The organism is Actinomadura sp. NTSP31 (assembly GCF_041951385.1).
In the GTDB taxonomy this organism is placed as follows: domain Bacteria; phylum Actinomycetota; class Actinomycetes; order Streptosporangiales; family Streptosporangiaceae; genus Spirillospora; species Spirillospora napierensis.
In genome coordinates, this window is the sequence record NZ_JBGNUT010000002.1 from 414604 (window position 1) to 428638 (window position 14035).

A 14035-nucleotide genomic window follows, 5' to 3' on the forward strand; every position below is an offset into this window, starting at 1 on the left:
CCTCGCCCCCCGGGAGAAGTCCATGGTTCGAACCCGCTCCGCCGTTCCCGCCGCGCTGGCGGCCGCGGCGGCCCTCATCGCCTCCGGCTGCACCACCTCGTCGGAACCGTCCGCGGGCGGCGGCAGCGGCCCGTTCCGGTACGCCGTGACGTCCGACGCCAACACCTTCGACCCGGCGCTCGGCACCGCGGCCACCGACTACTCCTTCGCCCGGATGCAGTTCGGCAACCTCGTCTACCGGGACGCCGGCCAGTCGCTCGTGCCGGGCCTGGCGGAGAAGTGGACCGCCGAGCCCGACGCGGCCACCTTCACCCTCCGCGCGGGCCTCACGTGCTCGGACGGCAAGCCGCTGACCGCCGGCGACGTCGCCGCGTCGCTGCGCCGGTGGGCCGACCCGAAGACCGGCGCCGCCGGGACCGGGCTGGCGTTCGGCCCCGGCGCCAAGGTCACCGTGGCGTCCGACGACGCGGCCCGTACGGTCTCGGTCAAGCTGGCCAAGCCGTGGTCGGACCTGGTGCCCGCCATGTCGATGACCAACGCCGGCATCGTCTGCCCGCCCGGCCTCAAGGACCCGAAGGCCCTCAACCAGGGGCCCGTCCCTGGTGCGGGCACCGGCCCCTACACGCTGACGGACGCGCAGCGCGGCCGGCAGTACACCTTCAAGCTCCGCGACGGCTACAACGCCTTCCCCGCCTATAAGCAGGCGAAGGTGCCCGCGGGCGAGCGCCCGTCCACGGTGCGGCTGTCGATCGTGTCCAACGAGAGCACCCTGGCCAACCAGCTCAGCACCGGTGAACTGGACTACGCGGCGTTCACCGGGCCCGACGCGGCCCGGTTCGCCGGCGGCGGCTACCACGTCCACGTCCAGCCGCTGCTGCGGATGTTCGCCGTGTTCAACGAGCGCAAGGGCCACCCCGGCGCCGACCCGGGGTTCCGCAAGGCGGTCGCGCAGGCCCTCGACCCGGGCGCCTTCAACAAGGTGTACGGCGGCAAGGGCGAGGTGATGAAGAGCTGGAGCGACAGCACCAGCCAGTGCGCGAACACCGACGGCTCGATCGTCACCAAAACCGACCCGGCGGCGGCGAAGAAGGCGCTGAACGGCGCCTCCCTGAAGCTCAGCGGGACGAACGGCGTCGCCGGCGGATCCGGCAACACCTACGTGCAGGAGGCCCTGCGCGCCCTCGGCGCCAAGGTCACGCTGCGCAACGTCGACAACGCCACCTGGGCGTCCGACGTCCTGGCCAACAAGGGCGACTGGGACGTCACGGTGATGGCGCACCTGAACTTCCAGGCGACGCTCACCGCGGGCGCGATCCTGCTCACCGGCCCGAACCCGCCCGAGGGCCGCAACTTCGGCGGGATCCGGAACGCCGGCTTCGACGCCGGCTTTGGCAAGGCCATGGCCACCACGGACGAGGCCGGCAAGTGCGCGGCGTGGGGTGCGGCGCAGAAGGCGCTGCTGGAGCGCGACGACGTGGTGCCGCTGTCCACCGTGCCCGTCGCGTTCGTGCTCGGCAAGAACGCCGACGCCGTCGTCACCGGCGGCGCCGTCGACCCGACCTCCTTCCGGGTGCAGGGCTGATGACGGCCGCCGTGCAGGAGGCCCCGGCCCCGGCCCCGTCGCCGGGCAGGGCGGGCGGGCGCGTCCGGAACCCGTGGACCGGGTTCCTGGCGCGCCGCCTGGCCGGGCTGGCCGGGGTGCTCGTCACCCTCGTCGTCGTCACCTTCCTCATGGTGCAGCTGATCCCGGGCGACCCCGCGCGGGCGCTGGCCGGGACGGACGCGACCGGCGCGCAGGTGGCGCGGTTCCGGCACGAGCTCGGGCTGGACCGCTCCCTGCCCGCGCGGTTCGGCTCGTACGTCTCCGGCCTCCTGCACGGCGACCTCGGCACGTCCTTCCAGACCCGCGAGCCGGTCGCGGACGTGATCAGCGGGCGGCTGCCGTTCACCGCCGAGCTGGCGTTCCTGGCGATCCTGCTCGTGCTGGCCGTCGCCGTCCCGCTCGGGATGGGCGTCGCCGTCGCGACCCGCGGCGGGCGGCGCCGGCGCCTGGACGCGGCGTTCACCTTCCTCACCGGCCTGGTCGGCGCCACCCCCGAGTACGTCCTCGGCACGCTGCTGGTCCTGGTCTTCGCGATCTCGCTCCACCTGCTGCCCGCCGCCGGCGCGTCCAGCCTGTCCGCGCTGGTCCTGCCGGTCGTGGCGGTGGCGCTGCCGTCGACGTGCGTGCTGGCCAGGATCGTCCGGCGGGAGGCCGCCGTGGTGCTGAACCAGGACTACATGCGGACCGCGCGCGGCCGCCGCCTGCCGCCGCTCGCCCTGTACGCGCGGCACGCCCTGCCGAACCTGCTGACCAGCACGCTCACCATGGGCGGGCTGATGCTGACCGCGATGCTCGGCGGCACGATCATCGTGGAGAGCGTGTTCGCCTGGCCCGGCCTCGGCGGCCGGGTCGTGCAGGCGATCATCAACCGCGACTATCCGGTCATCCAGGGCACCGTGCTGGTGCTCGGCATCCTCGCCGCCCTGCTCAACCTGCTCATCGACGTGCTGCTCGGCCTGCTCGACCCGCGCACGCTCACCGCAAGGAGCACCTCGTGATCCGCTCGTCCCGGGGCCTCGCCGCCGGGCTGGCCGGGCTCGGCCTCATCGCCGTCCTCGCCGTGATCGCCCCGCTGGTCTGGGGCGGGGACGCGACGCACCTGTCCGGCGCCGCCCGCGAGGGCGCGTCCGGCGGCCACTGGCTCGGCACCGACGCCCTCGGCCGCGATGTGCTGGCCCGCACGCTCGTCGCCACCCGCCTCACCCTCGTCATGACCCTGGCCGCCACCGCGATCGCCGGGACGATCGGGATCCTGCTCGGCACCGCCGTGTGGGTGGCGGGCCGGCGCGTGCGGGAGGCCGGGCTGCGGCTCATCGACGTGATGGTGTCCTACCCGGCCGTAATCCTCGCGCTGGCGGTCGCGGCGATCCTCGGCGCGGGGACCGTCGCGGCCGTCGTCGCGATCGGCGTCGCGTGGAGCCCGGCGTTCGCGCGGCTCACCGCCAACCTCGCCGCGTCCGTCGCCGGCCGCGACTTCGTCGCCGCGGCACGGCTGCTCGGCGTCCCGCCGCACCGGATCCTCCTGCGGCACCTGCTGCCGAACATCGCCGAGCCGCTGCTGGTGCTGCTGTCGGTCGCGTTCGCCGGGACGCTGACGGCGCTGTCGGGCCTGTCCTTCATCGGGCTCGGCGTGCAGGCGCCGTCCTACGACTGGGGCGCGCTGCTCAACACCGGTCTGGACGCGCTCTACACCAACCCGGCGGAGGCGCTCGGCCCGGCGGTCGCGATCACGCTGACCGGCGTGCTGGCGAGCTTCGTCGGCGACGGGCTCGCGGCGGGCGCCGACCCGCACCGCATCGGGATCTCCGGCCGCCTGAAGAAGGCGCCGGCACCGGAGGCCGCTCCGGCGGCCGTGACCGGGGACGACGGGGCGCTGCTCACCGTGGACGGCCTGCGCGTCTCGTCCGGGGGCGTCGACCTCGTGGACGGCGTGTCGTTCACCGTCCGGCCCGGCGAGATCGTCGGGGTCGTCGGCGAGTCGGGGTCGGGCAAGAGCCTCACCGCGATGGCCGTCGCCCGGCTGCTGCCCGACACCGTCACCGCCGGCGCCCGCGCCCTCCGGCTGGACGACCTGGACCTGCTCGCCGGCGCCGCGCCCGACCGGCTCGCCACCGAGATCGGCGTCGTCTACCAGGACCCGGCCGCGTCGTTCAACCCGGCGCTGCGCATCGGCGGCCAGCTCACCGAGGTGCTGCGCCGGCACCGCGGGCTCGACCGCCGGGCGGCCCGCGCGCGCGCCGCCGAGGCGCTGGAGTCGGTCCGGATCACCCGCCCGGCGGCGCGGCTGCGCCAGCACCCGCACGAGCTGTCCGGCGGGATGCGCCAGCGCGCCATGATCGCGTCCGCGCTGCTCACCGGGCCGCGGCTGCTCGTCGCCGACGAGCCGACCACCGCGCTCGACGTGACCGTCCAGGCCGAGATCCTCGACCTGCTGCGGGAGGCCAACCGCCGCGACGGCACCGCGATGCTGTTCATCTCGCACGACATCGGCGTCATCGCGTCCCTGTGCCACCGGGTCCTGGTGATGTACGCGGGACGCATCGTGGAGGAACTGCCCGTCGACGACCTCGCCGCCGGACGCGCCCGCCACCCTTACACCCGCGCGCTGCTGGACGCCACGCCCCGCGTGGACGCGGCCGGCGAGGAAGCGCTGACGACGATCCCCGGCCGCCCGCCCGCGCCCGCCGACCGTCCCGCCGGATGCGCCTTCGCGTCCCGCTGCGCGCTCGTCATGCCGGAATGCGCCGAGGTGCTGCCCGCCGCGATCCCCGTCGGCGCCGGCCACCGGGCCGCCTGCCACGCCCTCGACCAGGACGCACCGGACAGTAACGCACCCGCCGCCGGCACAGTGGAGGAGAACGCCTCATGACCCTCCCGATGGAGAAGGCCCCCGCCGCCGGACCGGCCGCCGCGAAGCTCGCCGCCGAACACGTCACCGTGGTGTTCGGGCACGGGCGCCGCGCCCACACCGTCCTGGACGACGTCGGCCTGGAAGTGCCGGAGGGCACCACGGTCGGGCTCGTCGGCGAGTCGGGATCCGGCAAGTCGACGCTGGCCAAGGCCATGGTCGGGCTCGTCCGCCCCCGGTCCGGCCGCATCCTGCTGGACGGCGCGGAGGTGTCCGGGCTGCGCGGCGCGCGGCTCACCGCGGCCCGCCGCCGCATCCAGCTGATCTCGCAGGACCCGAACTCCTCCCTCGACCCGCGGATGCGGATCGGCCGCGCCCTCGCCGAGGCGATCGACCCGCGCCGCGCCGACCCCCGCGCGCACGCCGACCAGATCGCCGGCGGGCTGGAGATGGTCGCGCTCGAACCCGACGCCGCCCGCCGCTACCCGCACGAGTTCTCCGGCGGCCAGCGGCAGCGGATCGCGATCGCCCGCGCGCTCGTCGCCCGGCCCGAGGTCGTCGTCGCCGACGAGATCACCTCCGCGCTGGACTGCTCCATCCAGGCCGAGGTGCTCAACCTGCTCGCCCGGCTGCGCGGCGAGCTGCGGCTGACGATGCTGTTCATCTCCCACGACCTCGCCGTCGTCCGGCACGTCAGCGACACCGTCGCCGTCATGCACCGCGGCGTGATCGTCGAGCGGGGCGACATCTACGCCGCCCCGTCCCACCCCTACACCCGACGGCTGCTCGCGAGCGCGCCGTCCCTGCCGCCGAAGGAGACCCGGTGACCAGCCGCGCCGCGGAGCAGACCCGCGACACCCTCAGCGACCTCGGCGAGCACGCCGCCGGCCTCGGGGAGCTGTACCGCGACCTGCACGCCCAGCCCGAGTTGTCCTGGCAGGAGCACCGCACCGCCGGGATCGCCGCCGCCCGCCTGCACGCCGCCGGGTACAAGGTCGCCGAGGGCGTCGGCGGCACCGGCGTGGCCGGCGTCCTGCGCAACGGGGACGGCCCGGTCGTGCTCGTCCGCGCCGACATGGACGCGCTCCCCGTCACCGAGCGGACGGGCCTTCCCTACGCCAGCACCGTCCCCGGCGTCATGCACGCCTGCGGGCACGACATGCACGTCACCTGCCTGATCGGCGCCGCCGAGGCGCTCGCCCGGCGGACGGCGCTCTGGTCGGGGACGCTGCTGGCCGTCGCGCAGCCGGCCGAGGAGCTCGGCGAGGGCGCGCTGGCGATGGTCCGGGACGCGGCGTGGCGGGGGCTGCCGCGCCCGGACGCGGTGCTCGGCCAGCACGTCGGCCCGTCCCCGGCCGGCACGATCGTCCACCGGCCGGGGCTCATCATGTCCGCGGCGACGACGGTGGACGTGCGGATCTTCGGCCGCGGCGGGCACGGCTCGTCCCCGGAGACCTGCGTCGACCCGGTCGTCACCGCCGCGCACCTCGTCACCCGGCTGCAGACGATCGTGTCGCGGGAGGTGTCGCCGCGCGAGCCGGTCGTCGTCACCACCGGCATGGTGCGCGCCGGCACCAAGGCCAACGTGATCCCGGACGAGGCGCACGTGGCACTGAACTTCCGCAGCCAGTCCGCGCGGGTCCGCGACCAGGTCCTCGCCGCGATCCGCCGCATCGCCGAGGCCGAGTGCGCGGCGTCCGGCTGCCCCCGGCCGCCCGAGCTGACCGTCTCCGGCGACTTCCCGCTGACCGTGAACGACGCCGCCGCCGACGCCCGCGTCTCCGCCGTCCACACCGAGCTGTTCGGCGCGGGGGCCGTGATCGAGCACGGCCCGCTCATGGGCAGCGAGGACTTCTCGGTCTTCGGCTTCGCCGAGCACAACGGCGGCACCGCCGTCCCGTCCGACTTCTGGTTCTTCGGCGGCACCCCGCTGCAGACCTGGCTGGACGCGCCGGGGGAGAGCCCGGAGGAGAAGCTGGCGGTGATCCCGGGCAACCACAGCTCCCAGTTCGCGCCCGACCCGGAGGCGTCCATCCAGGCGGGTACGACCGCCCTGACCGGCGCGGCCCTGGCGTACCTGTCATGACGGCCGACCTCATCCTGCGGGGCCGGATCGTCACCATGGACGACGCCCCGCCCTTCGCCGGCGCGCTGGCGGTGCGCGGGGAGCGCGTCCTCGCCGTCGGCGACGACCGGGACGCCCTGGACGGCCTGCGCGGCCCCGCCACCCGCGTCATCGACGTGGACGGCTGCGTCCTGCCGGGATTCGTCGAGGCCCACGGCCATTTCCTGGGCGACGCGACCGTGCAGAGCCCCGCGCTGGTCGACATCCGCCCGGTCGTCCTGCCCACCGCGGACGAGGTCCTGGCCGCCATCAGTGAGGCCGTCGCCACCCGCCCGGTGACGGTCTGCAACGGCTGGGAGCCGCTCCTGCAGAAAGGGCTCCCCGAGCCGACCCTTTCGTGGCTCGACGGTCTCGCGCCCGCATCGCCGCTGATCATCATGCACAATTCCGGCCACGCGGTGTTCTTCAACTCCGTGGCCATGCGCCAGGCCGGCCTCACCCTCACCACGCCGGATCCGCCCGGCGGGCGTTTCAGCCGGAACAGCGCCGGAGAACTGGCCGGCGCCGCCTATGAGCCCGCCGCGATATCCATGGTCACCGGACATCTCCGCGAAGGCGTCACCGACATCGCCCCGTCGCTGCTGGCGCAGAGCGCGAGAATGAACGCGCGCGGCGTGACGATGATGAGCGAAATGGCCTTCGACCCGAGCGCCCGGCCGCTCCTGGAGAACGTCCCGCTCACCACCCGCCTGCGCCTCTACGAAGTGTCGACGCCCGCTTTGGAAAGCGACGTCGAGCCGGGCACCGGCGACGACATGATCCGCCAGATCGGCATCAAGACCTGGGCGGACGGCTCACCGTGGACGGGCAATCTCGCCGCGTCGTTCCCCTACCTGGCGACCGGCGAACGCCACGCCCCCAATTACAGCGACGCCGAACTGCTGGAGATATCCCGGGCCTATTACGCCAGGGGCTGGCAGCTGGCCTGCCACGCCAACGGCGACGACGCCGTCCAGCAGGTCCTGGACGCCTGGGAGCGGATGCTCGGCGGCCGTCCGGACGACCGGCGCCTGCGCATCGAGCACGCCAGCTCCATGCGTCCCGAGCAGTTCGAGCGCGCCCACGCGCTCGGCATCACGTGCAGCCTGTTCCCGGACCACATCTACTACTGGGGCGAGGTGCTGAACGAGCTGTTCGGCCCGGACGTCGCGGGCCGCTGGGCGCCGATCGGCACCGCCCTGAGCACCGGAATGCGCGTCTCGCTGCACAACGACTCCCCGGTGACCCCGGCGAACCCGCTGCACAACATCGCCGTCGCCGCGACCCGGATGTCCCGCCAGGGCCATGCGTTCGGGATCGGCGAGCGGATCGGCGTCCGGCAGGCCCTCCGCGCCCAGACCATCGACGCCGCCTGGCAACTGCACGCCGATGACGTCACCGGATCCCTCACGCCCGGGAAGTACGCGGACCTCGCCATCGTCTCCGCCGACCCGACCCGCGTCCAGCCGGAGGAGATCGAGCACCTGACGGTGGACGCGACCTTCCTCGCCGGCCGCCAGGTCCACGGCGACCCCCTCGACTGACGGCGGCCGGAGTTCCGGCCCATGACATACCGACTGGTCGGTATTAGTGTGGGCGATGTTCCGGTGCGCCACCGGACGGAAACCGCCGCCGGCCAGGGGAAGGTGCGATGACGGAACTGCACGAACTCAGCGCACTCGAGCAGGCCGCCGCGGTGCGGGCGGGAGAGGTCGCCCCCGTGGAACTCGTGCGCCATTACCTGGCGCGCATCGAGCGGCTGAACGAGCGCTACGGCGCGTTCGTCACCGTCACCGGAGAGCGGGCGATCGCGCAGGCCGAGGCGATGACCGGCCGGCCCGGGCGCCCCACGCCGCTGTCCGGCGTGCCCACGGCCATCAAGGACCTGACCCCGACGGCGGGCGTGCGCACCACCTACGGCTCGCGGGCCTTCGCGGACCACGTCCCCGACCGGGACGCGCACGTGGTGACGCTGCTGCGCCGCGCCGGCATGATCAGCCTCGGCAAGACCAACACCCCCGAGTTCGGGCTCTGCTGCTACACCGACAACGACCTGGCCGGCCCGGCGCGCAACCCCTGGGACCGCGCCCGGACGGCCGGCGGGTCCAGCGGCGGCGCGGCCGCCGCCGTGGCGCTCGGCCTCGCGCCCGTCGCGCACGGCAGCGACGGCGGGGGCTCCATCCGGATCCCCGCGAGCTCGTGCGGCCTCTTCGGGCTCAAGACGTCCCGGGGCCGGATCAGCGCCGGCCCCGACGGAACCGACGTCAGCGGCCTGAGCGTGCAGGGCCCGCTGGCGCGCACCGTCCGGGACGCCGCCGCGATGCTCGACCTGATGGCCGTCCCGATGCCCGGCGACCCGCACTGGGCGCCGCCGCTCCCGGACGGCGAGACCTTCCTCGGCCACGCCGGCCGCGAGCCCGGGCGGCTGCGCATCGGCCGCTACGCCGAGCCCGCGGCACCCGGGGTCGACGTCGACCCCGCCTGCGTCGAGGCGTGGGAGCACGCCTCCCGCGTCCTGGAGGGCCTCGGTCACGAGGTCGAGGACATCCCCGCGCCCTTCGACCCCGAGGTCTTCGCCTTCTTCGTCACGGTCTGGGGCGTCCAGTCGCTCGCCCACGGCGTCGACGCGGACGCCGAGGAGAAACTGCGCCCGGTCACCCGCGCCTGGCGCGAGTACGGCCGCCCGATCGACGGCGCCGGCTTCGCCGCGGCGGTCGGCGGCATGCAGCGCGCCGCCCGCGCGTCCATCGAGGCGACGGCCCGCTACGACGCCGTCCTCACCCCGACCCTTGCGGCACTGCCGCAACCGGTGGAGTTCTTCGACGAGAAGGACACCGAGCCGCTCGACAACCTCCGCCGGCAGCGCGCGTTCACCGTGTTCACCGGCGTCTACAACATGACCGGCCAGCCCGTCGCCAACCTGCCGCTGCACCGCACGGGCGACGGCCTGCCGGTCGGCGTGAGCCTGGTAGGACGGCCCGCGGGCGAGGCCGCGCTCCTCGCCCTCTGCGCCCAGGTCGAGGCCGCCGCGCCGTGGCACCGGCACCGGCCGCCGGAATGGTGAGGCCCCGCAGGACGGCGAAGGGCCCGGCCGCCTGAGGGCGGCGGCCGGGCCCTTCTGTGAGCGCTCCCTTACGGGAGGGCCGGGTAGGCGTTCTTCAGCAGTTCCTGGAACTGGGCCGAGAACCAGTGCCCGGCCAGCGGCGCGTTGGGCAGCGCGCCGGTCGGGTTGTTCCCGTTGCGGGGGTTGCCGGTGTACGTCGGGTCGCACATGCGGTCGAAGCCCTTGCCCTCGTTGTTGTCGACGGGCTGGCTGGCGCCGTCGGACTCGCCGGGCGGCTTGATCCACACGTAGGCGTCGATCCCGGTCGCCGGGTCCGCCGCCGGACGCTCACCGAGGCCCGCGCCGCTCTGGTTGCACCAGTTGCCGGCGTGGATGCGGCGGTCGATCCGGCCGCCGTTGACGTAGTCGTCCACCGAGGTCAGCGGGCCCGGGCCGGCCGGGCGGGCGGATCCGCCCCAGCCGTTGCGCGAGGTGTCGATCAGCATGCCCAGGTGGGAGTCGAAGCCCGCGCCGACCAGGGCGGTGCGCAGCGCCTGCGCGTACGACTGCTCGTCCACGTAGTTGTTCCAGTCCACCCACTTCGACTGGCGCACGGTGGTGCCGTTCACCGTGTCGGTGACCTTGAAGTACGGCTCGTGCGCGGCCGAGTAGTTGGCGGTGTTGGTGATGAAGCCGTGCACGTTCGCCTTGCCGCCGGACGCGTCGGCGACCTGGGCGAACAGCTGGACCGTCGGGTTGAAGTTGCTGTCCCAGCCCAGCCAGGCGTGGTGGCCGGCGTCCACGTAGTTGTAGACGTTCGGGATGGCGCCCAGCTTCTTCAGCGCGTACGCCACGCCGTTGACGTAGTTGCCGTTGGCCTTCATGGCCGCGCACGCGTCGGTGGACCCGGCCGTCCCGCCCGCGTTCGTGACGAGGTTCGGCAGCGAGTCCGGCTCGACGACCGTCACGATGCGCAGGTTCGCGTACTTCTGATCGCTCATGATGGCGGCGATCGGGTCGATGTACTGCGCCTTGTACTTGTCGATGTCGGTCGGGCCGAGCTCGCCGTTGGAGGCCAGGGCGGCGCAGTCGCGGCCGGGCAGGTCGTAGACCACGAACTCCGCGGTGGTGGCGCCCTCCTTCAGCGCCTGGTCCAGGTGGGCGCGCAGGCCCATGCCGCCGTTCACGCCCTCGATGGCCGCGATCCGGTCCAGCCATACGGCGGTCGGCTGGTTGGAGATCCTGCTCCCGCCCGGTTCGGCGGCCGCGAGCGCCGACCACTCGGGGTTGACGTACTGCTTCGCGCCCGCGAACGGGTTGTCCACCCGGCCGCCGGGCGGCGGCGAGGTCGGCGGCGGGGACGTGGGCGGGGGAGAGGTGGGCGGGGGACTGGACGTCCCGCCGGTGCACGTCTCGCCGTTCAGCTTGAACGACGCGGGCGCGGCGTTCGTCCCGGAGTAGGTCGCCTGGAAGCCGGGGGTCACGCTCGCGTTGGTCGCCAGCGAGCCGTTCCAGGAGGCGTTCTTCACCGTGACGTGCTGCCCGCTCTGGCCGAACGTGCCGCTCCACCCGCTGGTGACCTTCTGGTCGCCGGCGAAGTCCCATTCGAGCGTCCAGCCGTTGAGCGCGTCGCCGAGATTGGTGACCGTGGCGGTGGCGGTGAAGCCGCCGCCCCAGTCGTTCTGGACGTAGTCGACCTTGCAGCCGGCGGCCGCGCCGGCCTCCGCCTGCGTGAGCACGACCGCGCCGGCGGCCAGCAACGCGGCGGCCGATCCGGCCGCCAGGCCGCGGCGCACGGCGGGGCGCACCGATGGATGTCTCATCCGGGTCCTCCTCGATCCAGTGCCTTATGGGAGCGCTCCCATTTTCAGGGCCGAACGCGACCGTAGATCGCCGCGCACCGCCCCGGAAAGCCTTCTTCCACGGTTTTCACGAATCGCGCGGCGCGGGTTGAAGGCGGCGTTCGCCGGGTGTCAGGCGGCCCTTGACACAATGGCGCGCCGACCCGATTCTTGGGAGCGCTCCCATTACTCCCACCTCCCCGGCCGGCCCCCCGCGGCCGGGACACCCGAAGGGAGTGCGCCGTTGACGATCACCGAACCCGCCGCCGGTCCGCTCGCCGCGGAACCGCCGGGCCGCGCGCCCACCCTGGCGCAGGTGGCCCGGCTGGCCGGCGTCTCGCCCGCCACCGCCTCCCGTGCCCTGACCGGCTCGGCCCACGTCAGCCGCGCCGCGCTCGACCGGGTCGAGGAGGCCGCGCGGCACCTCGGCTACGTGCCGCGCCGCCCGTCCCCGCCGGACCGCCGCTCCCCGGGCGCGGTCGCGGTGGTGGTGTGCGACGAGGGCGCCCGGATCTTCGCCGACCCGTTCCACGCCGGGCTGCTGTGGGGCGTGCGGCGCGAGCTGGGCGGCCGCCGCCCCCTGGTGGTGCTGATGGCCGGCACGCCGGGCGAATGGGAGGCCGCCGCCGACTACCTGCGCGGCGGCCGCGTCGAGGGCGTGCTGCTGGTCGGCGCGCACCCCGACCGGCGCGCGTGCGTCCTGCGCGCCGCCGCCGGGGCCCCGGTCGTGCTGGCCGGACGGCCGCTCGACGACGCGGCCCTGCCCTACGTGGACGCCGACAACCGGGGCGGGGCGCACGCCGCCGTCCGGCACCTGCTGGCCTCCGGCCGGCGGCGGATCGCCACCATCGCGGGCCCGGCCGACATGGCCGCGGGCGTGGACCGGCTGGCGGGCTACCGGATCGCGGCACAGGAGGCCGGGATGGACGTGGCCGGGCTGGTCGGGCACGGCGACTTCGGCCGGCTGTCCGGCGAGCACGCCATGAGCCGGTTGCTGGAACGCCGTCCCGGCATCGACGCGGTGCTGGCCGCCTCGGACCTGATGGCGGTCGGGGCGCTGCGCGCCCTGCGGCGGGCCGGGCGGCGCGTCCCGGGCGACGTGGCGGTCGTCGGGTTCGGCGACGCCCCGGTCGCCCGGCAGGTGCGGCCCCGGCTGACCACCGTCCGCCGGCCCGCCGAGGACCTCGGCGCCCGGCTCGCCCGCGAGCTGCGCGCCTGCGCCGGCGGCCGGCCGCCCGGCGACCGCGGCGTGGTGCTGCGGACCCGGCTCATCGTCCGCGAGTCCGCCTGATGCGGTACTCGTTCTCGGGCAGGTCCCGCGCCGGGTTACAGGTAGAGGCCGGTGCCGTGCTCGGGGCGCTCGCTGGCGATCGCGTGCAGGTCGCGTTCCCGCATGACCAGGTAGTTCTCGCCCTGGATCTCGACCTCGTACTGGTCCTCGGGGTGGAACAGGACGCGGTCGCCGACCTTGACGGTCCGTACGTGGTGCCCGGTCCCGCACACCTCGCCCCAGACGAGCCGGTTGCTCTGGTCGACGGTCGCGGGGATGACGATGCCGGCGGTGCTGCGGCGCTCGCCGGCGTCCTTCTCGACCTTGATCATGACACGGTCGTGCAGCATCTGGACTTCGAACTTCGGGTCGGACACGCTGGAGAGTTTATCCGCCCGCGCGGGTGAGAGCGGACCACGAGCTCCGGATGATCTCCGGGAGGGCGGACCGCTCCGGCCGCCAGCCGAGGCCGGCGCGGATCGCGGCCGGGTCGCAGACCAGCACCGGCGGCTCCGGCCGCGGCGGGCGGCGCAGCGTCGGGACGGGCCGCCCGGTGACCTCCTCGACCGCCGCGACCACCTCGTGGACGGCGGTCCCGGCGCCGCTGCCGACGTTGTAGAGCCGATCCTCCCCGAGGCCCACCGCCTCCAAGGCGCGGACGTAGGCGGCGGCGAGGTCGTCCACGTGCAGGAACTCGCGGACGGCCCACCCGTCGCCGTTGATCTCCAGCCGGGGCGCGCGGCCGGCGGCCACCGCGAGCGCCTTGGGGATCAGCCGGGTCTCGTCGGGGTCGGCCCGGCCGTCCACCGAGCCCGCGACGTTGAACGTCCGCAGCACGACCGCGCCGATCGCGCCGGTCCGGGCGTGGTAGCGGACGGCCTGCTCGGCGGCCAGCTTCGACGCCCCGTACGGGCTGGACGGCGCGGTGCCCTCGGTCTCGGGGATCGGCTGGCGCTCGGGCGTCCCGTAGACCGCGGCCGTCGACCCGAACACCACCCGCGCCCCGGCGGCGGCGCGCAGCACGTTGACCGTCCCCTGCACGTTGGCGGTGAAGAAGCGCAACGGCTCCTCGAACGACTCGCGGACGCGGGTGAGGGCCGCGAGATGGCAGACCCCGTCGTACGGCCCGGCCGGCAGGGACGCGGGGTCGAGGACGTCGCCGCGGACGGGCCGCACCCCGTCCGGCAGCGCGGCGTCCCGCCGTACCAGGCCGTCGACGTCGTGCCCGGCGGCGACCAGCCGCCGCCCGACCGCGTACCCGATGTAGCCCGCCGCCCCCGTCACCAATACGCGCATGGGTCACAGCATCGCCGGAGGCGGGGCGGC

At 74.7% G+C, this 14035-nt stretch carries 11 protein-coding genes; 8 read left to right on the forward strand and 3 right to left on the reverse strand.

Translation table 11 applies throughout. The features are described 5' to 3' along the window. Window positions 1-22: 22 nt before the first annotated feature. The 7 genes from ACA514_RS04705 (at window position 23) to ACA514_RS04735 (ending at window position 9619) form a co-directional block, all read left to right on the forward strand. Complete coding sequence (locus ACA514_RS04705) at window positions 23-1582, forward strand: ABC transporter substrate-binding protein (RefSeq protein WP_375039730.1); 1560 nt, start codon at window positions 23-25, stop codon at window positions 1580-1582. Then, window positions 1582-2601, forward strand: coding sequence for an ABC transporter permease (locus ACA514_RS04710; protein WP_375039731.1), 1020 nt, complete (start codon window positions 1582-1584; stop codon window positions 2599-2601). The genes ACA514_RS04705 and ACA514_RS04710 overlap by 1 nt, the downstream gene beginning before the upstream one ends. Next, window positions 2598-4472, forward strand: a complete 1875-nt coding sequence (locus tag ACA514_RS04715) for a dipeptide/oligopeptide/nickel ABC transporter permease/ATP-binding protein (protein WP_375039732.1) — start codon at window positions 2598-2600, stop codon at window positions 4470-4472. Before ACA514_RS04710 ends, ACA514_RS04715 begins: the two co-directional genes overlap by 4 nt. Further along, complete coding sequence (locus ACA514_RS04720) at window positions 4469-5278, forward strand: ABC transporter ATP-binding protein (protein ID WP_375039733.1); 810 nt, start codon at window positions 4469-4471, stop codon at window positions 5276-5278. Before ACA514_RS04715 ends, ACA514_RS04720 begins: the two co-directional genes overlap by 4 nt. Next, window positions 5275-6537 (forward strand): amidohydrolase, encoded by a 1263-nt coding sequence (locus tag ACA514_RS04725; protein ID WP_375039734.1) that lies wholly within the window; start codon window positions 5275-5277, stop codon window positions 6535-6537. The genes ACA514_RS04720 and ACA514_RS04725 overlap by 4 nt, the downstream gene beginning before the upstream one ends. Then, entirely contained in the window at window positions 6534-8099 is a 1566-nt protein-coding gene (locus ACA514_RS04730) for an amidohydrolase (RefSeq protein WP_375039735.1), read from the forward strand. The genes ACA514_RS04725 and ACA514_RS04730 overlap by 4 nt, the downstream gene beginning before the upstream one ends. A gap of 107 nt (window positions 8100-8206) precedes the next feature. Further along, window positions 8207-9619 (forward strand): amidase, encoded by a 1413-nt coding sequence (locus ACA514_RS04735; RefSeq protein WP_375039736.1) that lies wholly within the window; start codon window positions 8207-8209, stop codon window positions 9617-9619. 68 nt (window positions 9620-9687) lie between these two features. Here the strand turns inward: ACA514_RS04735 and ACA514_RS04740 are convergent, their stop codons facing one another. Further along, entirely contained in the window at window positions 9688-11421 is a 1734-nt protein-coding gene (locus ACA514_RS04740) for a glycoside hydrolase family 6 protein (protein ID WP_375039737.1), read from the reverse strand. 262 nt (window positions 11422-11683) lie between these two features. Here ACA514_RS04740 and ACA514_RS04745 point away from each other — a divergent pair, with 262 nt between their 5' ends. Further along, window positions 11684-12730: a LacI family DNA-binding transcriptional regulator gene (locus tag ACA514_RS04745; protein ID WP_375039738.1), complete on the forward strand. Its 1047-nt coding sequence runs from the start codon at window positions 11684-11686 to the stop codon at window positions 12728-12730. A gap of 35 nt (window positions 12731-12765) precedes the next feature. On the opposite strand, the gene ACA514_RS04750 is transcribed toward ACA514_RS04745, so the two are convergent. Both ACA514_RS04750 and ACA514_RS04755 read right to left on the reverse strand, forming a co-directional pair. Further along, window positions 12766-13086 (reverse strand): GroES family chaperonin, encoded by a 321-nt coding sequence (locus ACA514_RS04750; RefSeq protein ID WP_375039739.1) that lies wholly within the window; start codon window positions 13084-13086, stop codon window positions 12766-12768. 10 nt (window positions 13087-13096) lie between these two features. Next, entirely contained in the window at window positions 13097-14005 is a 909-nt protein-coding gene (locus tag ACA514_RS04755; protein WP_375039740.1) for an NAD-dependent epimerase/dehydratase family protein, read from the reverse strand. Window positions 14006-14035 lie beyond the last annotated feature (30 nt).

What these genes read in the sequence shown, in the direction of transcription:
- ACA514_RS04705 (WP_375039730.1), top strand. Translation starts at nt 23, where the DNA reads ATGGTTCGAACCCGCTCCGCCGTTCCCGCCGCGCTGGCGGCCGCGGCG.
- ACA514_RS04710 (WP_375039731.1), top strand. Translation starts at nt 1,582, where the DNA reads ATGACGGCCGCCGTGCAGGAGGCCCCGGCCCCGGCCCCGTCGCCGGGC.
- ACA514_RS04720 (WP_375039733.1), top strand. Translation starts at nt 4,469, where the DNA reads ATGACCCTCCCGATGGAGAAGGCCCCCGCCGCCGGACCGGCCGCCGCG.
- ACA514_RS04730 (WP_375039735.1), top strand. Translation starts at nt 6,534, where the DNA reads ATGACGGCCGACCTCATCCTGCGGGGCCGGATCGTCACCATGGACGAC.
- ACA514_RS04735 (WP_375039736.1), top strand. Translation starts at nt 8,207, where the DNA reads ATGACGGAACTGCACGAACTCAGCGCACTCGAGCAGGCCGCCGCGGTG.
- ACA514_RS04740 (WP_375039737.1), bottom strand. Translation starts at nt 11,421, where the DNA reads ATGAGACATCCATCGGTGCGCCCCGCCGTGCGCCGCGGCCTGGCGGCC.
- ACA514_RS04755 (WP_375039740.1), bottom strand. Translation starts at nt 14,005, where the DNA reads ATGCGCGTATTGGTGACGGGGGCGGCGGGCTACATCGGGTACGCGGTC.